Source organism: Oleiphilus sp. HI0061 (assembly GCF_001635675.1).
The window spans coordinates 1-19,669 of the sequence record NZ_LWFE01000557.1; the positions used below are offsets into that span (position 1 = coordinate 1).

Below are 19,669 nucleotides of genomic sequence, written 5' to 3' on the forward strand. Positions count from 1 at the left end.
ATCAAATATTGCCAAGGCGACGCGCTCAAGGCCGATGCCTTTATGAAGCCCTTGCAAGCAAAGCTTAAACACCTCATTGATATTAAAATCACCCGCTAACAGCTTATCCAAACGCTCCAGTGCTTCAAGCTCTATTGCAGTATTTGGCTGTAAGCCTTCAGTTTCATTGTCGTATTTTTTCTCTAATTCCTTTGCTGCTCGAGTGCTGGTTGGAATATGCTCAACCAATACTTTCTTGCCGAAGGAAGCAACAGTCTCTGCCGTTTCATCTGCTGTTTTCTTGAGTGCGAACATTGCTTCTGCTTCACCGATATTTTTAAATTCTGCGACGCGCTGCGCAACCTCCTTAAACTCTGCTGAATCCCAGCCGAGTAAAGCAACACGACTTATCTCATCTCCTAATATAACCGCTTGAACACGCGGGTCCTCTTCTCCTGAGCCCGCTAGAACATCGTTAATCAGGCCTTCAATTCGCCACTGTTTGGTCAGTGTTTTTGCTAAACGAGTTAAGCTAACGCCCAGGAACTTCTCAGCACAGCGATTTTTTTCTTCAATTGAAGAGCTAGGTTCAATCTCACGCTTAAGCAAGCGTACCTCAGATTCGTGGCACCCCAAGACCAACAGCTCAGCCAAATGGCTCAACAAAGAGGCGACAAATACCTCTTCCTGCTCCGTATTATTCAGCTTTTCACAGAGCGCTTTTGCTTGGTTTGCGCCATGAAGCGAGCGGGCAAGCATTGCGACTAATAAGGGAGATGGGGAATCTTTCAGTACTGCTTCGAGTACTTTGATCGACAAACAAATTGAGCGAATATTCTTGAAACCAATATTGATAACCGCACGACTGACCGTTGTCACTGCAATATTACTAGGGTTGAAAGTTACTGCGTTAGCAACACGTATGATATTGGCAGTCAGGCTTACATCCTTAAGAATAACTTCTGCCAATTGGGCCCCAGAAGACTCATCAGAAGCCGTAACTTGGTCTAGCTCCTTAATTAAGGTTGAGAGAACAGCCGCCTCGCTTTTCTCGAGGGTACGCATCCAACCATGTAAACCTTTCATTCAATATTCCTAATTTGAGTTTAATACTCAGTCTAGCAAGGGATTCAGAAAAGAGTAGTGTTTGGAAGTGAGAGGGTATTTGAAAAAGCGTCTATGACGAAGCTCTTGAATAAGAGCGGGGAAACACAAACCAGATCAAGAGAATTATGACCTGGTTTTTTCAAGTAAAGCGAACTAACTTTTTTTAGATTTCTGAGCGTCTTTATAAGCAAAATAGCCAAAGCCACCTAGAAACACAACAGTACCCGCAACAACCAATAAACCCGCAATGATGGTCTCATCTATATACATAATAAAATCTCCTCTAGTTAATAAAGAAAATTTATCATGCTCTAGTGATTCAGCACATGACACACATCAATCGCTTGGCAACTATCCCTCAGCTAAGCCAAAGTTCCCCGAACTAAGCAGCAGCTTTTGTCTGTTGGGTTTTATTTCTTTGAGCAATGATAAACAAAGGCTTAGAAAGACAAGCCAGTTTGCAACCATATGCGACGAGTATCTTCGCCCAAGGCATCTGCATTATAGTCAGCATATTTAGCTGTAAAACTAAGCTCATGAAACTTGAGCTTTACCTCAGCTTGCAGCTCTGTGCCGATTGATGATTCAGCGCCAGGAGCCTTATCAAATTCATAGTCATGATGAGCTAGCCCGATAGAAAAATCATCTGAGCAGCGGTATGAAACACCAAATACTGTATCGATAATTCCACCTGTAACATTCCCCAAGGCTTGATCCACAGCTTGGCCGGTATAACCCTGGTATTCATGCATACTAGCTAAAGGAGTGACAAAGCTAGCACTGCCATCGGCACCAAGTCTTTCACGGGCGATTGTAAAGCCTCCACCCTGATAGCCCGCGACAAGCTGCATTCGACTATAGCTGGCTCTGTAATTAATAGGGTTCTGGCCCTTGTCACCCTGAGTAGCAAACTCAAACAAGTAGGAAATTGAGAAATCTTCCCCTTCGCGGTTTCCTGATGAGTCTGCGATGCCATTGTTGCCGCCAACCATACCCGAAAAATAGATACCAGAGGTTTGCGTTTCCCAGCGTCTGTCGCGCTTATGATCAGAAATAGTTAAGTGGTAAAGCGATAAGTCATTTAACAAGAAGCCATTGTAACTCAGATTAAACAATCGCGCTTTCAAGTCGGCATCAGTATCTTGCGAGTACTTCGCGTAAGGCTGCTCGACCCGATCAAAGTTTACATAGGTAAACTTTGTATAGTTCAGGCTTTGGTTTGTGACACTCAAGCCCGTAAATACTTGTTCGTTTTGATACCAACTATCGCTACCAATCATACGCCCAGCATCAAGCTCAAAAGCCTGTCGACCAAAAGTGAACGATGTATTGGCAATGTCATAATTAAGCCAAACTTCACTTACTCGAGTTTCATCCGGTTCCCCGATTAAAACATCATCGAGCTGCCCGTTTGTACTCGAATTGTAATTTTCATCATTTGGAATCGCCGCTAGATCATCAAACTGGATAAACCCCGAAAAAAGCATATAACGCTGCGTCTGATAGCTTAGGCGCGAGCGGAGTGTCAGCGCTTGAGCACCTTGCTCAGAGGGTTCTGATTGGCGTGCATCTTCGTAGCGAAGGCGAAAGTCTAACTCTGCAGTACCTTCAGAGAGTGCATCTGCTATCGAGCTAGCATCGGCTAATTTCTGGTCATCTACATATTCGTAGGCATATAAAGAAGAGGAAAATGTAGCAGTGCAAATAAGAAAAGCGCGAGCTAGCGAATGACAGTACTTACCTAACACTTTTTGCGAAGACATATAAAGCTCTCTTATTGTTATCAATATAATTGCTAAAACGAATTTAACAGCTTTTTAGTATTATTGTCACGCCTATCCAGCAGCCTTATATTTAAGAAATTGAGCATCATATAAAAAGCCCCCAATATTGGAGGCTTAATTGATATAAATAACCGAATTACATTGGTTTTAAATAACCGTTTTCTTCGAGTTCCAGAAGAATTAAGTGCTGAAGAATCTTATCTTTTGTTGAATCTGGATGGTCTAAGCTCAGACGCTCAAGAAAAGGACGCGCTTCGTCTGCATCAACTTTATGAACAAAGGAACGAATAACCGCTTTGATCATTTGTCGTGGGTGCGCCATTAAGGCCTTCAAATCCTTCAAGCTCTTACCGAGTGCAATTTCCTCATCGGTAAAATCAGAGCCAAGCGGAAACGGTGGGAATAAACCTTTCTCACGAGCAGACTTAAGAATCCCAGCTAACTTCTCAGGATAGTTTTCTTTGTATTCTGCTGGTAATGTAAAGCTCTCGCGAACCTTACCTTTCGACTTCATATCTTCTAGTAATTCTTGCTGGAAGCGAGAATCAGCAACCTTAATCAACTCAATCGCGATTTGCTCGTCGGTCTTGCCGCGTAAATCGGCAATACCGTATTCCGTCACAATGATGTCTCTAAGGTGCCTTGGAATCGTGATATGGCCATAGTGTGGTGTAATGTTTGACTGCAGGTCTTTACCACTACCGCGTGTACTTCTAACGCACAATATTGATCTCGCATCAGGCAATGAATGAGCCATCGATACGAAGTTATATTGGCCACCTACACCACTCACAACCGTGCCATTTTCTAGGCCATCTGATACAACCGCACCACTCAGCGTCACCATCATGCCGGTGTTTATAAAGCGAGCGTGCTTACGCTGCGCAGATAGGAGCGGATGATTGTAGTCAAGCTGGTTGATATGACCGACACTCGACATACAGATCTTTTCATTTTCCTCTCGACTCATGTCGCGCAAAGCTTGATAAAAGTCTTGAGGCCCTAGATAGAAGCCACCATGCATATAGATACCACCCTTGAGGTTATCACCCAGGCATAGTTCACACACGGAGGCAAAGTTGGCTTGCTCTAACAAGTTAATCGAAAGTGTCGTTTCGCCTATTTTAAGACCATCCTCAGCCCACTGTACGGCATCAGAAAAAATGCCCCAGCGCTGTAGATAAATAAAGTCAGAATGAGTCAGCTGATGAGAAATAATCGACTCATTTAACAAGCACTCAAGTGTAGATGGTGAAACTGTTTCACCAATTTTCCCCTCATTAATCAAGCGCTGTAAATCAAGATCATCATAGACCTTACGCTTTACAATTCCGCTCTTGATTAGGTGCATGAAGCCGTTAACAAACATTTCACTGGAACCATACAAGCCTTTATCGAAGGCATCCACGCCACCATATTCGGAGATAAGTTTTTTATCGATATTCAGAGAGTCGACGACATGTTTATAGACGTCGTTATCGGTCTGGCGCAATTTGCATGCATAAACGATGGCATCACCTAATGAACCGATACCAATCTGCAATGTACCGCCATCTTTAATTAGAGTACTGGCATATAAGCCTGCCATATAGTCAGGGTTAGGAACCGACATATTTGGTGGCGCAAACAAACGAGTCTGATAGGCAGGACTATGAACCTGGAAGTCAAAATAATCATTCTCGACCATTGCACGGTTATACATAAACGGTAAATCGTCATGAACCTGAGCAATAGTGACGATCTTTTTCCCCTTCGCCCTCTCTTCTTCAATCAGAGGCATAATATCCAGGGTAACATCGGTATTACAGCTTAAGCTCAACTGTGGTCGGCCATCTATTTCTTTTTTAGCGACAATTTGTGCCAGCACATTGACGCCATTAATCATTAAGTCGCGCGATACAAAGGTATAGTTACTCGATACATAGTTTCGCTGCGCACTGGCAACGCTCTTCATAGCACCCGCTTTAAAGTAAAACTCCGAGACTTCGACATTCGGCGGCAAGGTGTTAGTCCTGACTGCCTTGGCATACTCTAACTCTTCGTAATCACCAAATAAGCGCTCGACAAATGGCACTAGAAACTTGGCTTCCATTTCACTTTTTGGTCTTGGCTTTTCTAGCGATAAAGCTGTAATGATCCGCAGATTAATACTCGGATCCTGCTGCGCCTTTCTGTAAAAAGCATTCGCCAACTGATTTGGTTTTCCCAAACCTAGAGGTAAACCCAAAACAATATTTTTACCAACCGTCTCTATCGTCCGCTCGACACAGCGTTCAACTTCACTAAATAATTCCATGAGTTCTCCAAACCGTTCTTGTTTTTTATATCCAGTACGAATTCGTCTACAGTAACAACACTTGAGCGCGCTAATCATGACATAAGTCAAACACTCACAAAAAATTATCAAGGGCTCCGACAAAAGCTCTGCCTTACGCTTCAAAAGCAATTGACGCTAATCATTTATTCTCTTGGCGAGAGTGGTTATGATGACGCCACATTAACATAAGGACCACACAATGATTTCTACCTTTAGTGAGCTTCTCACAGCCGCCCAAGAGCAAGACCAACCTCAACGCTTACTTTTTTTATTCGCCAAAGCCGAAGGTGAAGCAGGCAAAAAAAAAGGTGAACAGGAAGGCTCATTATCGCCTGTAATGTGCGTGGACAAGCTACCAGAAGAAATTGAGTCATTTGCTGCCTTGTCAGAAGAAGCAGACTCTATTTCAGATGAGTGGGACTTCATGTTTGTTGCTGGTTTGGCAGGACAAGACGGCGAAGCGCCGAGCCCTGATGATGCAGAACCTTACTTAAACCAAATGGCCAACAACCTGGATTCGGGGCAGGACTTGTCTCAATACGTGATATTTGACCGTAAAGAAAACCCGGTACTCATTCAGCCAGCTTAGTGCTTTCGTCACCAACAGAGCCACTCGCTAAAGCCAAAGCGCTCTAGCGAGTACTTCGACCTTTAGCTCCCCACACACCAATTAGCGTACCCTAATTCTAAGATCGCCCTATTGCTTGTCTCATAATAAGAAACTGTTCATGTTATTTATGATGACAGATAAGAAGCGGCCCGATAAGATAGATAAATCAAACAAAAACAAACTCATATAGAAGCCTGTATTCATGGATGTGATCACTCGACTAAACGTTTTCGTTGTAAGCATACTTTTTACCCTTGCTGTTCAGGCAAGCGAACCTTATAGCCCGCCAGGTAAGGAAAAAGTAGATCTTGTTCCTATCTTCATGTGTGTCTGGGACCCAATAGGTAAAGCGGGGCCGGTCGGACAAATTATGAAAGAAGCGACCATTCAAGCTTATAAGTGGGGCGTTGACCTTACTTTCGAAGTCTTCAGCGACGAACGCATAGCGATTGATGAGTTCAAACTTGGACGTTGCGATGCGGTGAATATGCTTGGCTTCAGAGCGCGTGAGTTTAACTCTTTTACTGGCAGTTTAGGCGCAATTGGCGCAATCCCAAGTTACAAGCATCTTGGCATTATTATCAAAAGCCTAAGCTCTCCTAAGGCGGCTCACCTAATGCGCATAGGAGAATTTGAAGTGCTCGGCATTGGCCCTGCTGGTGCAATATTTATGTTTACGCGCGACCGTAGCATTTTGCTTCCCAAAGACTTTGCTGGCAAACGCATGGCCGTTCTCGATGATGTTCCCGAATCTGAATACCTGTCACAAAAGCACGGTATTACACCCGTTAATTCAACCATTTTTAACTCAATCCTCAAGTTTAACAACGGTACGGTTGACCTGACTGCAGCGCCGGCAATTGTTTACGAGCCCTTCGAAATGCATAAAGGCTTAGAACCTGACGGTGGCATCTATAAAGACCCTTTCCTGTATATCACCATGCAGGTTATCGCACGTTGGGAAAAGTTCCCCGAAGGCTTTATTCAGAAGGCTCGGCTAAAAGCGGTTGAGGAATACTCAAAGTTTGTTAAGTTCCTTACGGACCCAGAAGCAACTATCCCCGAACACTATTGGATAGATATCCCCGAACATCTATACGATTACTGGGTGGAAGATTTTAGAGAGAGCCGTTTGGAGTTAGGTCGTCGCGGTATCTACGACCAAAAGACGCTTAAACTAATGAGGAAGGTCCGCTGCAAACTCGACCCTCAAGCGGCTGAATGCTCAGCAAGCAACCGCGAATAGAGAGCTAAGTATTTGACGCTAATCCCCTACATTCGCTATCGCTGTATGGGGGTCTTGGTGGATGATTATATCGGATTGCGGAAAAAACTCTTTTATCTTGTCATGTACCTCGTCAGCGAGGTCATGTGCAGCGAGTAATGTCATATTCCCATCCATTACAAGATGGAACTGAATGAATTTCGTCTGACCAGACTGACGTGTTCTTAGATCATGAATCTCTATGACGTTTTCATGTTCACAAGCCAAGCTTTCTATCTGATTAATTTCCTCATCAGGGAGTTCCCGGTCAAGCAACAACTGAATGGCTTCATAGCCGATTTCTATTGCACATTTTAGAATGTACAAGCCTATTAGTAAGGCAATAATAGGGTCTGAATACAACCAGCCCATATAATAAAGGGCCAAGCCTAACAAAATTCCAGCATTAGTTACTAAGTCTGCTGAATAGTGAAGAGAATCAGCCTTGACAGCAATCGAATTGGTTTTTCTAACGACATAACGCTGGTAAGCAACCAATACCAAAGTTAATGCCATCGAGAAGAGCATCACCCATGTGCCAATTTCAGGTGACTCGATCAGTTCAGGGTTAAAAATCCGCTCCACTGTATACATCAATAGAAATATCGCCGAGCTGCCAATAAATATTGCTTGCCCTAAGCCCGCTAGTGATTCAGCCTTACCATGCCCAAAACGATGCTCCTCATCCGCGGGCTCCAAGGCATAACGCACCGCAAACATATTGATTAGCGAAGCAGCCAAATCCAGTAACGAGTCTACTAGTGCGGCTAGCACCCCCATTGAACCCGTTACAATCCAAGCATATATTTTTAATATTAGTAAGGTAAATGCAACAGCGACAGAAGCCCTGGTTGCCCAAATAATAAGTTGTTCCGATTTTGTCCGCATAGTAATGTTCACTAAGATCTCTTAACAAAAGAATAGAGCTCCTATTTTACGGGCATCTATACTAAATAAAACCATTAATTAGCATCATCTAATTAAATATAAATTTTGAACTGTATCATTAACTTAAGCTTTTCGACGCCCTATCAGATGGAACCCGATATGCCTGAAACAAAACTTCCCAGTGAATTATTCCTCAGCCAGCAGGTAAGAGATATCGATAGTTCGGCTATCAACAGGCATGGAATCAAGGGCTTTTCGCTCATGAACAAAGCAGCGAAATTTAGCTTCAATATACTATTAGAACGATTCCCCAACTGCCAGAAAGTCACAGTATTATGCGGCAGTGGAAATAATGCCGGAGATGGCTATATTGTCGCTGCGCTAGCCAAAGCTTATGGAATTGCATGTAATGTCTACTTTCTTTCGCCTCCAGATAAACTTGTCGGTGATGCGCAAAGTGCATACCAGATGTGCTTAGCAGAAAACGTAAGCTGCGACCACTACTCAGACAAAAGTCTAGCATCAGAGACCGACAATCACATTATCGTCGACGCTCTATTAGGTACCGGTCTTAACTCCCCTGTCAGAGGCCTGTATGCTGACGCTATTGAAGCAGCAAATAAATCTACTGCCCCGATATTAGCGATTGATATTCCATCGGGCTTAAATGCCAATACGGGCAGTATAATGGGCACCGCAATCGAAGCCGACTGCACTGCGAGTTTTATTGCCCTAAAACTGGGCTTATTTACCGCTGAAGGTCAACACTATACTGGCGAACTATATTACGACGACCTGGAGGTGCCAGCCAAAATTATTAATGAGCAGACGCCTATCGCTCATTGCTTGTCACTGCAGAAATTACTAGATCAAGTTTCTGTCCGGCCCCGCCATTTTCACAAAGGTAATTGTGGGCACACCCTCATTGTCGGCGGAGACCGGGGCTATGGTGGCGCGGTACTCATGGCTGCTGAAGCAGCACTTCGCTGCGGCTCAGGCCTGACGAGCGTTATCACCCATCAAGACCACTGCTCTGCATTGCTATCACGCACACCAGAGGTCATGGTCACCTCTACTGAAAATACTCAACAAGTTGAGCAATTGCTGGACGCGGCAACGGTAATTGTAATCGGTCCGGGCCTTGGTAGATCTGCATGGTCAGAAAAGTTACTGCAAAGGGTTATTAAGCTCGATAAGCCGCTGGTGCTAGATGCAGACGCCTTGAATATCTTGACTAACAAACAGAATTGGATCAACTCGGTTGATAAGGAAAATCAAGGTAAACGCATATACACTCCCCACCCTGGTGAAGCTGCGCGACTGCTCGGGCATGGTAGCGCTGGCCTAATCCAGCAGGATAGGCTTCATGCAATCACTGAGCTCTCCAATAAGCTTGGTGGACATATTCTATTAAAAGGCAGTGGAAGCTTACTTGCCAGCAAAGGCGAAACAATCAGCATTTGCCCTTATGGCAACCCAGGCATGGCAAGCGGGGGAATGGGAGACGTACTAAGTGGAATAATTGGCAGCTTGGTCGCTCAAGGCTTCGATGAGGGCTTTGCCTTGCGTTTAGCAACCACCCTACACGCTCGTGCAGCAGACATTGCTGCCAAACAATCTGGCGAACGTGGCTTATCTGCATGCGATTTGATACCAGTCGTCAGATCGCTACTCAACAAGCTAAATTACGAGCTATAGGTATGACGAGAAAATCTTATGCCTGAATCTTAGTTTTGTTTTTCTCGACCTTCCTGATTCAGTTTTGACCTAACGTCCATCAAAACCTTGCCGTAAGTATTTTCGGCTCGGCGGTCACGACCACAACCCCAATAATAATCGTATTGGCTATTTTCCAGTATCTTCCTGCTACCGCTATCTAAAAGAAGCTGAGCGACCTGAGGATGGCTACGACAATAAGTATAAACCGCTCGCGTCATAACCGTTCGTTTGACTTGAGCCCAGTCTTTTCGAACTTTATGAAAGCGAGATCTACCCATGCGCCTCGCCTGTTTGGCGGTTGACGATTTCCGGATCTTTTCAAAGTAGGAAGGAGAAGTTTCCTGAAACTTCATCGCCTGATAGTAATGCTCGATACTCGGCCACAATAAACCCTCGAGTAAAAAAGAAGCCAGCTTATGAGTACCAAGCGCTTCGTCTTCATTGCTACGTGATAGAAATAATGCATCTTCGTCTAAATCAGGAAATAACAAATTTTTTACTCTTGGACTGTTGAAAAAGCCATCATACCCGATACGTCTTGATCAAAACAGTGGTGAGCGTACACTCGAAGTTACCGAGCGTACTCACCACTTAAGGCGTTCAATGACTCTGTCTAATCTTTAACACGAATAACAATAAACGAAGGACTTCCTTGACGAACGATCAATGCCGGAACAGCTCTATCTGAAGGAAGACTCTCTACCACCTTTTGAAATTCTTTTACCGACGTGAATTTCTGGTTATTGAGTCGAGTGATGATATCACCCTGTTTAATCCCTGCTTCACGTGCTGCACCCGACTCTACCTGGATAACATGAACACCGCCATCCAAATTCAAATCATCCAAGGTCTCATGATCAAGTTCTCGCACTTTAATGCCAATACGGTTCGTCTTCTCTACCTGAGGTTTATTTTGTAAAGCGCTCGCACTTTCGTCAGTCGGAAGCTCACCAATCTCGACACTCACTGATTTCTCATCTCCATCACGAACAACTTTTAGTTTGGCCTTGTCACCAACCTTTGTTCGCCCTACCAGCTGCGGTAGTTCAGATGAGAAATCAATCTCTTCTCCTTCATACTCGATAATTACATCACCAGTTTGAATACCTGCTTGGTCTGCAGGCGAGTCCTCAACCACCTGAGCAACTAAAGCACCGTAAGGACGATCCAAACCAAAGGAGTCAGCAAGATCTTTGTTAACTTCCTGGATCAAGACCCCTAACCAACCACGCGCGACATAACCTTGGCCTTTGAGCTGAGCTACGACCTCCATTGCGACATCAATTGGAATCGCAAAAGAAACGCCCATAAAGCCACCTGAACGAGTATAAATTTGAGAATTAATACCAACAACTTCACCATCCATATTGAATAGTGGGCCGCCAGAATTACCTGGATTAATCGCTACGTCAGTCTGAATAAAAGGTACATAATTTTCGTTAGGGAGGCTACGCCCCTTGGCACTAACAATTCCGGCAGTAACGGTGTAATCAAAACCAAAAGGAGACCCTATAGCAAAGACCCACTCACCAACCTTAAGCGGCTTTGACTTACCCAACTTAACTGCTGGCAAATCATCTGCTTCAACTTTCAAAACGGCCAGGTCTGAACGTTTGTCAGCGCCAATGAGTTCAGCTTTTAATTCACGTCGATCACTAAAACGAACATAAATTTCATCAGCACCATCGACGACGTGGTTATTAGTTAGAATAATGCCATCTTCACTTGCGATAAAGCCTGAGCCCATCGACTGCATACGCTTCTTGCCGTTAGGCTTTCCTGATTTTGGTGGGCCGCCAAAGAAATGCCGGAAGAACTCCGGGATTTGCTCCATATCACCCTGAAACTGGAACTGGGAAGGTCGCTCGGCATGGCTAACCGTACTAATATTAACGACCGATTCCGCATGCTCTTCAACTAACTCGGTAAAATCCGGCAGATCTGCAGCATGGCTAGAGAGACTCAATACACTGATTGCAGCCATCAAGAATAGCAAGGAGCTGAGTTTATTTATGTACTTCATGAAGAATCCTCAAGAGAGTATGTAGTTAGAACGTACCCTCATTTTTGAGGCCGAAGGGCTAGTTTTCAACTTAAAAATACGTAACGGGGGAGCAAGGTTAAAGAGGAAAAATACTAGTCTATAGCCCGGTCTACGGCTACAATATGTGGCTGAAAGTCTGGATCACTTTTATGCTCGCTAGCAAAACGTCTAGCCAAATAAAGCCCTAATCCAAAGCCACAAATGGACGCCAGCAAGGTCGCGGCATCATTTAAGGCTAAATAACTTTCCGCAAGCACAGCACAAAGAATCATTAAAACCAAGGGAAGCACATACATCACGAGGGAGGCCTGCAGGAAAGTTTTCTCTGGAACTGCGAGGGTTACATAATCCCCTACTTGTACATCAAACTCGTTATCAAGCTCAAACTCAATACATTTTCGTTGGCTACTATCATTGACTAGCTTTTGGCCACAGCCCGCTTTCATCTGGCAACTCTCACAGGCACTTTTTCTATCGATACGAACCGATATACGCCCATTAGTTGTTGAGTCATCAGCAATGACTATAGCTTGTTCTTTAATCATTAAACTAACCTTACATGATCGGTTTGACTGATTTCGCAACCTTCATTGCAGTCATAGCAGGAACTTCGCCAACAACCGTCACATGATAGTCATGACCATCAACACTGTGATCAGTTGAATAGGCAGTTGTTGCACCCACCTGTGTCGCACCTTCAGGCATAGTTCCCTTATCAACCGACTCGATAAATATACTGAAGGTTGCCAGGCCATCACTATAGACCATTACATGCTCACCTTCTTTTGCCTCTCCATTTATCTTTTCATAGCCATTAGGCAAAAATTCAACTTGCCACATCAGGGAACGCGACCAGGACATACCTTTGTCTGCCGTTTTGATCATTTCATGCTTAATCGCTTTCCCTGCCCCCATTACATCGAAAACGGTCGAGTCAATATTATTTGGGTACTCTACATGTGTGTATTGGAAACGCTCCAAGGCTTTATGCTCTTGGTCAATTAACTCAGACTTTAGGAGCAGGCCTTTCTCTTCATCTATCCATAGCTTATAGCTATAACGTTCATCGTCATTGGCAGATATTTCCACCACAACACATGAACGCTCTATCATTCTCTCTTTCCCCTTAAGAACTAAAGAGTAATGACTCTTACCAGGCATAAAACCAACAAACTTATTAGTAAAGTTATTGGAAAGAGGACTGTTTTCTACCTCTACAACTCTGTTATTCGGAAAGACGCACATTACCCGCTCACCATCACGGACAATTTCGCCCATCTCGCCATCGAGTTGCTTTAAGCGCTCTTTCTCAAGACCCTTCTCGTACTGGTGAATAACACTCATGGTACTCGACATAGCACCTCTCGAGAACATAAAGCGTCCACGATAGTTCTGCTCTACAGAGGCTTGTTGCATAAACATCAACCAATCAATTGCTTCCCAGGCGCTGCGCTCCTTTGGAAACTGATAAGTCCATTCCTCCTTGGCGCCTTGAGCATAGAGCGGCGCACCGACAAGACAAAAAAGTAGCAACAACCCACGCAGAAGAACTTTAGTATTAAGCTTATTCAAATCAATTAACATGATGATATTTTCACTTCCAAGCTCAGCTTATATTCCAACAGAATTGACACTTGCAACCCTAGCCAAAGGCATAAAACCAGACTGAGTACCACGTATCGAGTGTTCAGCATGCCTCAGTAAATACTGACTAAAATGACGCGCCTGCTCTTCAGTCATCTCAACAACAACCTTAGGCTCTTGCGCAGAAACTTTAAGCAGCGCACCTTCAGCAGAAATATTCGCAGCAGTGCTTTGTATTTCATCATTCAGTTCAGTCGTACCTTGAAAAGCAAAAATAAAGGCAAAAGCGACACTGGCCGCTAAGGCAAGCCAAGCACGACTTCCGCCTCTTTTGCTCGACGATTCAGAGCTATCATCAAGAAGCGGAACAACTTTTTGATCCTCACGGCGATCAGCAAGATTCTGAGGGACAGTACCTTCTACGCTATCCATCTCGGTACTCATATCGAGTGAAGGTTCAGCTGCATTGTCCCGGATTGCCGCAGCCACCCCGGCACTAATATCAATATTGAAGTGGCTTTCACTATCTCGTTTCAGCACCTGACGCGCCTCATGATAGCGCCCCCACAGTAGCTGCACCTCTTGTTCATCGGAGTGACCGAGTATTCGCTGAAGTTCCAGCTCATTTGACTCATCATCCATCAACGCTGATATAGACTCTCTTAATCTCTCGTCCATTAATCACCTCTCATGGCTTTGATCTCATTATCAATCGCTTCTCTAGCCCTAAATATACGCGACCTAACAGTTCCAACCGGGCATTCCATCACCGCCGCAATTTCGTCATAACTTAAATTATCAAACTCCCTTAGCGTCAAAGCGATGCGCAAATCTTCAGGCAGCTTTTTAATCGTATTCTTGATCACAGCTTCCAACTGGTCTTTACTCAACAACTGTTCAGGTGATGCGGTATCTTTTAAAGCACTGGCATTTGGGTTTAACTCCGCACCCTCAAGCTCACAATCACTTGACGGGGGTCTCCGACCTTTGGATTGAAGGTAGTTTTTAGCGCAGTTTATAGCAATACGATAAACCCAGGTATAAAAGGCACTATCCCCTCTAAACCTGTCTATTGCTCGGTAGGCCTTTATAAAGGCTTCTTGGGTTACATCAGCGACTTCATGGTAATCACTAACATAGCGAGACACGACTGCTGCAACCTTGTTTTGGTACTTTATGACCAGTAAATCAAAGGCTGCTTTATCGCCCCGCTGCACACGGACCACTAACTTCTGATCTATACTCGTGTCAGCGTCAGTTTTTTCAGGCAGTGTGGTATGAGTCATATTTTTAGTTTTTTGTTGAAATATCACTACATTATCGCTCAGAGCCTCGAAAATTAAAACGCCTTCTCGCTGTTTTAACACTTCTTTACCCTGCTCTACATGACTCAAACATTGTTTAAAATTATTGACTGTCACACCTATGTCCCACTTTGTCATTCTATGCGCTTCGATCTTTAAGCGCTAATCGCTATCTCTATAGAATTGAGACATTTCATTTACAAATAAGTTCAATATCTAAATAATAGCGGCCGTTAACTTATTGAATGAGTACCGATAATGTCTTCTTCCTATACCTATGATGTTCTAATAATTGGCAGCGGCGCCGCTGGACTAAGTGCTGCTCTCGGTTTGAATAAAGACTTATCTGTTGCAGTGATATCAAAGGCAGGTCTATCTAGCGGCTCGACACCTTGGGCGCAAGGCGGAATTGCAGCGGTGCTCAGCGAGAAAGATGATATCGAGTCTCATATCAGAGACACACTTAATGCAGGTGCTGGTTTATGTCACGAAGACGCAGTCAGGCAGACTGTAGAAAACGGCAGACAGAGTGTCTCCTGGTTAGTTGATCAGGGTGTTGACTTTACCAAGATGGACAACGCTGAAGAAGACACTTATCACCTAACCAAAGAAGGTGGTCACAGTCACCGCCGCGTGATTCACGCGGACGATGCGACTGGCTTGGCAATCTCTACAGCACTTTGTTCGCAGGCAGAGTTAGCAGAAAATATCGATATTTTTGAAAACAGGGTTGCGGTCGACCTTATCACACACAAAAAGCTTTTCTTACCTGGCAATCGCTGCGTCGGGGCTTATGTACTTAACCAGTCCAGCGATCATGTCGAGCTATTCAAAGCACGATTCGTCGTACTGGCAACTGGCGGCGCAAGCAAAGCTTACCTATACACAAGCAACCCTGACGGCGCCAGCGGTGATGGCATTGCCATGGCCTGGCGTAGTGGTTGCCGCGTGGCCAATATGGAGTTCAACCAGTTTCACCCTACCTGCCTTTACCACCCACAAGCTAAGTCCTTTTTGATAACTGAAGCGGTACGTGGCGAAGGTGGAAAGTTGTTACTGCCAAATGGCGAACGATTTATGCATCGTTTTGATAAGCGAGAAGAATTAGCGCCGCGTGACATTGTCGCTCGAGCTATTGACCATGAAATGAAACGTATCGGTGCCGACCATCTTTATCTTGACATTAGCCACGAGCCAGATGATTTTATCAAGTCTCACTTCCCGATGATTTATGAGACTTGCTTGAAGTTTGGTATCGATATCTGCCACCAGGCAATTCCCATCGTCCCTGCTGCACATTATACCTGCGGAGGCATTATGGTGGACCACCGAAGCCGTACTGATGTTAATCAACTCTATGCAGTTGGCGAGGCGTCGTTCACGGGTTTACATGGCGCAAACCGAATGGCCAGCAACTCCCTGACTGAATGTATCGTTTATGGACAGGCAGCAGCCAATGATATCAATAGAAAGTCTGCAGATATTCCCGAGCCACCCGATGCCCCTTTATGGGATGAGTCCCAAGTAACCGATTCTGACGAGGATGTTGTAATTTCGCATAATTGGGATGAGTTAAGGCGCTTTATGTGGGATTACGTCGGCATTGTTCGAACGAATAAGCGGCTTCAGCGAGCAAAGCACCGTGTTGATCTTTTACATCAAGAGATACTTGATTATTACAGTAACTACAGCGTGACGAATGACCTGTTAGAACTAAGAAACCTTGTCACGGTTGCAGACCTGATCATTTGCTCCGCAATCCAGAGAAAAGAAAGCCGAGGCCTTCACTATACACTAGACTACCCGGAGCGACTCCCCAGTGCCAAGGATACGGTTTTAACCCCCACTAATTATTCCACCCGAGACTGGTAAACCGAACTAGAACTTTATATCGGCTTACTTAGTTTAGGAAACCTGCTCATCGTGTTTTGGAGCAAGCCACCGACGAATGGTCTGCTCTAACTTATCTTTTTCCACCGGTTTGCTCAAATAGTCATCCATACCGGCCTCTATACACTTCTCGATATCACCTGACATAGCATTAGCAGTAACAGCAATGATTGCGGGCTGCACAAGCCCTTGAATAGCCCTAATATTACGAGTAGCCTCTAGACCATCCATTCTTGGCATTTGCCAGTCCATCAAAATCAAATCGTAATGAGATTTTTGAACAGCCTCCAGTGCTTCAACACCATCGTTGGCGATATCAGCTTTCAGATTCAAATAGTCAAGCATTATCATCAATACCTGCTGATTAACCTTATTATCTTCGACGACTAATATTTTACTATGAGGCGCAAAGCCCAAGTCTTCACCATGTTGAACATTATCAAGCTTGATGTTATCGCTCTCATGACTTCCATCATGACAGGTAATTTCTGCTAATAATTCATCATACCTTAGTGGTTGAGACAAAAAGCTGATTCTAAAACGCCCTGAGAAAGAAGGATCTTTAATCTCACTGCATTCATCCTTATCAGTCATTAAAACAGTTTTATGGTTTTTAAGGGGGTCAGGCAGCTGGGATTCCATTGACTCGAGTTCATATAGCAAGGTGGAATCAACCGATACTGTTACCAAGGAATCAGGGCTTTCTTTAGCCAACACTGACAACCAGGATGAGACACTAACGAAGGTTTCAAATTCAATCTTTGCTGCTCTAAAATACTGTTCCAGCACACTGTTTTGGAAGTGATCCTTGCCTTCCAGCAATAGAACTTTAGTCGGCAATGCAGTTTTTCTTTGAGCGTCATGTAGTACTACATTTTTGTCTTGCTGGCATTGCAGTTTGAGTTTGAAAATAAACGTTGTGCCAATACCTTCTTCACTTCTAAAGTCTACGCTACCACCCATCAACTCAGCCAAGTGCTTACAAATAGTCAACCCTAAGCCCGTACCGCCATACTTTCCAGTTGTCGAAGAGTCACCTTGAACGAAAGGAGTAAACAGCTTACTTTGCGCAGTTTTTGATAGCCCTATACCGGTATCTCGAACTTCCACAATTAGCTGGGTATTGTTGTCATTCTGGTAAGCCGATTCCAACCACAATTCAACTCGCCCGGAACTGGTAAACTTGACCGCAGTTGCAGCAAGATTCAGAATAACCTGTCGTATTCTATTCGGGTCGCCTTTGACCCAGCGATTGATATCTGGAGATAGATAATAAATAAATTCCAAACGCTTTTCTTGTGCCTGAAAATTGATTAGATCTGCACAGTCATCAACTACCTGACGCAAATCGAAAGGAATGCTTTCTAGATCTAACTGATTCGCCTCGATCTTAGAAAAGTCCATTATATCGTTAATTAAGGACAATAAAGCCTGAGCTGAAGAGTTGATAACATTTACAAACTTATCCTGCTCAGCATCGAGTTTGGTTTTCTTTAACACATCCGACAAACCAATGATGGCATTCATTGGCGTTCGAATATCATGACTCATGGATGCGAGAAAAATATTTTTACTTCTGTTAGCGCTTTCAGCAACTTCTCTGGCGTCATCCAACTGTGAGTTTCGCTGCTTAAGCTCATCTAAGGTTTCACTCAGCTGAGAGGTACGAATATTAAACCAGCTCGCTAACTGGGAAAGTTCGCTACTGCTAGGTATTTTCAGACGCGTTACGTAATCTTCACGGCTAACAAGCTTTCTCACCTGCTGGGTCAGCTTATTAATAGGCTCCATGAAGACCAGGTTGAAGAAGATAATATAAGAGAGAGCACTGAAAACTAACAGTACTAAGAGATTGCTTAATAGGCCGTCAGATATTTCATCTACTACCGCAATACTATACCGGGCAGGCATAGATAGTACGATCTTCCAGCCAATATTGGGAAGGCTCAAGACTCTGATTGATGAAGCCTCTAATAGAATAGGGTCATCTTTCAAGATTAGTGGTTTATTTGTTGAGGCTTCAAACCGCAAACCTAACAAGAAAGCGGCTATCGTAGAGCCTTCTTCAACTTCAACCTGATAAGATTCTTCAGCCAGCACCTCTGCTAAGCGTTTAACTTCAGCACTGAATTTATCATCACCTGCCCCATTACTGAGCGAAGTACTTACCGTTTTAAGGTAACTTTCTATTTGCTGGAAACCGGAGTTAGTTGCTGAAATGTCTGACATAGTCGGATATTCATGTTTGACGAAGCCTTTGAGGTCTAGGAACTGAGCTTGCTTATTAACTTCGACTGGGAATGACAGTAAGCGATTATTTCGATCTAAGGCAAAAGCATAGCCCCCAATTAATTTTGCCTGCTCAGACATAAACTCAGACAAGCCAGTTAACCTTAGATCGATTGTTGCGACACCCTTGAAAACGCCATTCTCGAACATTGGCACCGTACAAGTTACCATCGGTTCTAATGAATAAGGGTCCATATAAGACTTTGACCAGTAAGCACGCCCGTGTTTTAAATAACGGGCAGGAACATACCATTCTTCGTTGTGGTAGCCATTCCCTTTGGGGTCGTTGTAATCGTCGAAATACTCTAAGACACCTTGCTCATTTCTCCCCCAAAAAAAGGACCGACGTTCCACGCCTTCTTTGAACTGATTGGGTTCGGGCCAAACACCACCACCGGCAACAAGCTTTGACATTCCCGCTTGATCAATAACCTTTGGCAATAAATCTTTAAATGTAGCAACATCTTTGGAAAGCGAGACACCGAGTTTTGCTAAAGTCGTGGTCAATGTCTCAGTCGCAACAAGGCGTTGTTGCAGCTTTAAAACAATATTCTGGCCAATCTCTCGATTTAGCTTTTCAGCCTGCTCGGAAATGACCTGCTTGCCTTTTGTCTGAGTCACAAAATAGCTGGCGGCTACAACTGCTGCGATAAACAGAACAAGGCCCAAGCTCATTTTAAAGATCAAACTGCTGAAGACTCTATTTCTGGGACCTACATGTGCACTTCGTTCAGCTCTAGCACAGTCATCCTGGTGCTGAGTATGCTTATTAGTTGAAAGATCTTCTGATAGTTCTTTGGTGATTTGTTCCGTTCTTGGATCTCTTCGCTTCATTGAAGGGCCAACAACTTTCTTACTTTCCTGCTTCATAGCACTCGTTCTTTCGTCCA

The 19,669-nt window shown here is 44.2% G+C and carries 16 protein-coding genes; 4 read left to right on the top strand and 12 right to left on the bottom strand.

Going from position 1 to position 19,669, the window contains the following annotated elements; translation table 11 throughout:
- The 4 genes from A3735_RS07230 to A3735_RS07240 form a co-directional block, all read right to left on the bottom strand.
- Window positions 1-1,065 (bottom strand): HDOD domain-containing protein (locus A3735_RS07230; RefSeq protein WP_068637842.1); only part of this gene is annotated, 1,065 nt, incomplete at its 3' end.
- A 174-nt stretch (window positions 1,066-1,239) separates the two neighbouring features.
- Window positions 1,240-1,356, bottom strand: a complete 117-nt coding sequence (ccoM, locus tag A3735_RS32370) for a cytochrome c oxidase subunit CcoM (RefSeq protein ID WP_304438928.1) — start codon at window positions 1,354-1,356, stop codon at window positions 1,240-1,242.
- A gap of 170 nt (window positions 1,357-1,526) precedes the next feature.
- Window positions 1,527-2,849 (bottom strand): alginate export family protein, encoded by a 1,323-nt coding sequence (locus A3735_RS07235; RefSeq protein WP_068512929.1) that lies wholly within the window; start codon window positions 2,847-2,849, stop codon window positions 1,527-1,529.
- 157 nt (window positions 2,850-3,006) lie between these two features.
- Window positions 3,007-4,755, bottom strand: a complete 1,749-nt coding sequence (locus tag A3735_RS07240; protein WP_369808626.1) for an acetyl-CoA hydrolase/transferase C-terminal domain-containing protein — start codon at window positions 4,753-4,755, stop codon at window positions 3,007-3,009.
- A 631-nt stretch (window positions 4,756-5,386) separates the two neighbouring features.
- On the opposite strand from A3735_RS07240, the gene A3735_RS07245 reads away from it, so the two are divergent.
- On the top strand, window positions 5,387-5,776 hold the full coding sequence (locus A3735_RS07245; protein ID WP_068512934.1) for a ribonucleotide reductase subunit alpha: 390 nt from the start codon (window positions 5,387-5,389) through the stop codon (window positions 5,774-5,776).
- A 223-nt stretch (window positions 5,777-5,999) separates the two neighbouring features.
- Window positions 6,000-7,043 carry a putative solute-binding protein gene (locus A3735_RS07250; RefSeq protein ID WP_068512937.1) on the top strand — a complete coding sequence of 348 codons (1,044 nt, stop codon included), beginning with the start codon at window positions 6,000-6,002 and terminating at the stop codon, window positions 7,041-7,043.
- Between the two features lie 18 nt (window positions 7,044-7,061).
- Here A3735_RS07250 and A3735_RS07255 read toward each other — a convergent pair whose 3' ends face one another.
- On the bottom strand, window positions 7,062-7,961 hold the full coding sequence (locus tag A3735_RS07255; RefSeq protein WP_231875617.1) for a cation diffusion facilitator family transporter: 900 nt from the start codon (window positions 7,959-7,961) through the stop codon (window positions 7,062-7,064).
- 147 nt (window positions 7,962-8,108) lie between these two features.
- On the opposite strand from A3735_RS07255, the gene A3735_RS07260 reads away from it, so the two are divergent.
- Window positions 8,109-9,647 carry a bifunctional ADP-dependent NAD(P)H-hydrate dehydratase/NAD(P)H-hydrate epimerase gene (locus A3735_RS07260; protein ID WP_068509107.1) on the top strand — a complete coding sequence of 513 codons (1,539 nt, stop codon included), beginning with the start codon at window positions 8,109-8,111 and terminating at the stop codon, window positions 9,645-9,647.
- Window positions 9,648-9,676: 29 nt separating this feature from the next.
- Here the strand turns inward: A3735_RS07260 and A3735_RS07265 are convergent, their stop codons facing one another.
- The 6 genes from A3735_RS07265 to rpoE all read right to left on the bottom strand — a co-directional run bounded on the left by A3735_RS07265 (window position 9,677) and on the right by rpoE (window position 14,582).
- Window positions 9,677-10,159, bottom strand: a complete 483-nt coding sequence (locus tag A3735_RS07265) for an NADAR family protein (RefSeq protein ID WP_068509096.1) — start codon at window positions 10,157-10,159, stop codon at window positions 9,677-9,679.
- Between the two features lie 122 nt (window positions 10,160-10,281).
- Entirely contained in the window at window positions 10,282-11,691 is a 1,410-nt protein-coding gene (locus A3735_RS07270) for a DegQ family serine endoprotease (RefSeq protein ID WP_068509097.1), read from the bottom strand.
- A gap of 113 nt (window positions 11,692-11,804) precedes the next feature.
- Complete coding sequence (locus A3735_RS07275; protein ID WP_068509098.1) at window positions 11,805-12,257, bottom strand: SoxR reducing system RseC family protein; 453 nt, start codon at window positions 12,255-12,257, stop codon at window positions 11,805-11,807.
- Between the two features lie 10 nt (window positions 12,258-12,267).
- Window positions 12,268-13,296 carry a MucB/RseB C-terminal domain-containing protein gene (locus tag A3735_RS07280; protein ID WP_068509100.1) on the bottom strand — a complete coding sequence of 343 codons (1,029 nt, stop codon included), beginning with the start codon at window positions 13,294-13,296 and terminating at the stop codon, window positions 12,268-12,270.
- A 27-nt stretch (window positions 13,297-13,323) separates the two neighbouring features.
- The gene (locus A3735_RS07285) at window positions 13,324-13,974 is read right to left on the bottom strand and encodes a sigma-E factor negative regulatory protein (RefSeq protein WP_068509103.1); all 651 of its coding nucleotides are present in this window, start codon (window positions 13,972-13,974) and stop codon (window positions 13,324-13,326) included.
- Complete coding sequence (gene rpoE / locus A3735_RS07290) at window positions 13,974-14,582, bottom strand: RNA polymerase sigma factor RpoE (protein ID WP_068509108.1); 609 nt, start codon at window positions 14,580-14,582, stop codon at window positions 13,974-13,976. The genes A3735_RS07285 and rpoE overlap by 1 nt, the downstream gene beginning before the upstream one ends.
- Window positions 14,583-14,858: 276 nt before the next feature.
- Here rpoE and nadB point away from each other — a divergent pair, with 276 nt between their 5' ends.
- Window positions 14,859-16,472 carry an L-aspartate oxidase gene (nadB, locus tag A3735_RS07295; RefSeq protein ID WP_068554718.1) on the top strand — a complete coding sequence of 538 codons (1,614 nt, stop codon included), beginning with the start codon at window positions 14,859-14,861 and terminating at the stop codon, window positions 16,470-16,472.
- A gap of 33 nt (window positions 16,473-16,505) precedes the next feature.
- On the opposite strand, the gene A3735_RS07300 is transcribed toward nadB, so the two are convergent.
- Window positions 16,506-19,649 (bottom strand): response regulator, encoded by a 3,144-nt coding sequence (locus A3735_RS07300; RefSeq protein WP_068509899.1) that lies wholly within the window; start codon window positions 19,647-19,649, stop codon window positions 16,506-16,508.
- Window positions 19,650-19,669: the final 20 nt, after the last annotated feature.

Bases quoted from the DNA above. Each gene is read 5' to 3' on its own strand.
- A3735_RS07245 (WP_068512934.1), top strand. From the start codon at position 5,387: ATGATTTCTACCTTTAGTGAGCTTCTCACAGCCGCCCAAGAGCAAGAC.
- A3735_RS07240 (WP_369808626.1), bottom strand. From the start codon at position 4,755: ATGATTAATGGCGTCAATGTGCTGGCACAAATTGTCGCTAAAAAAGAA.
- A3735_RS07260 (WP_068509107.1), top strand. From the start codon at position 8,109: ATGCCTGAAACAAAACTTCCCAGTGAATTATTCCTCAGCCAGCAGGTA.
- A3735_RS07235 (WP_068512929.1), bottom strand. From the start codon at position 2,849: ATGTCTTCGCAAAAAGTGTTAGGTAAGTACTGTCATTCGCTAGCTCGC.
- A3735_RS07280 (WP_068509100.1), bottom strand. From the start codon at position 13,296: ATGTTAATTGATTTGAATAAGCTTAATACTAAAGTTCTTCTGCGTGGG.
- A3735_RS07300 (WP_068509899.1), bottom strand. From the start codon at position 19,649: ATGAAGCAGGAAAGTAAGAAAGTTGTTGGCCCTTCAATGAAGCGAAGA.
- A3735_RS07250 (WP_068512937.1), top strand. From the start codon at position 6,000: ATGGATGTGATCACTCGACTAAACGTTTTCGTTGTAAGCATACTTTTT.
- nadB (WP_068554718.1), top strand. From the start codon at position 14,859: ATGTCTTCTTCCTATACCTATGATGTTCTAATAATTGGCAGCGGCGCC.
- ccoM (WP_304438928.1), bottom strand. From the start codon at position 1,356: ATGTATATAGATGAGACCATCATTGCGGGTTTATTGGTTGTTGCGGGT.
- rpoE (WP_068509108.1), bottom strand. From the start codon at position 14,582: ATGACTCATACCACACTGCCTGAAAAAACTGACGCTGACACGAGTATA.
- A3735_RS07285 (WP_068509103.1), bottom strand. From the start codon at position 13,974: ATGGACGAGAGATTAAGAGAGTCTATATCAGCGTTGATGGATGATGAG.
- A3735_RS07275 (WP_068509098.1), bottom strand. From the start codon at position 12,257: ATGATTAAAGAACAAGCTATAGTCATTGCTGATGACTCAACAACTAAT.
- A3735_RS07270 (WP_068509097.1), bottom strand. From the start codon at position 11,691: ATGAAGTACATAAATAAACTCAGCTCCTTGCTATTCTTGATGGCTGCA.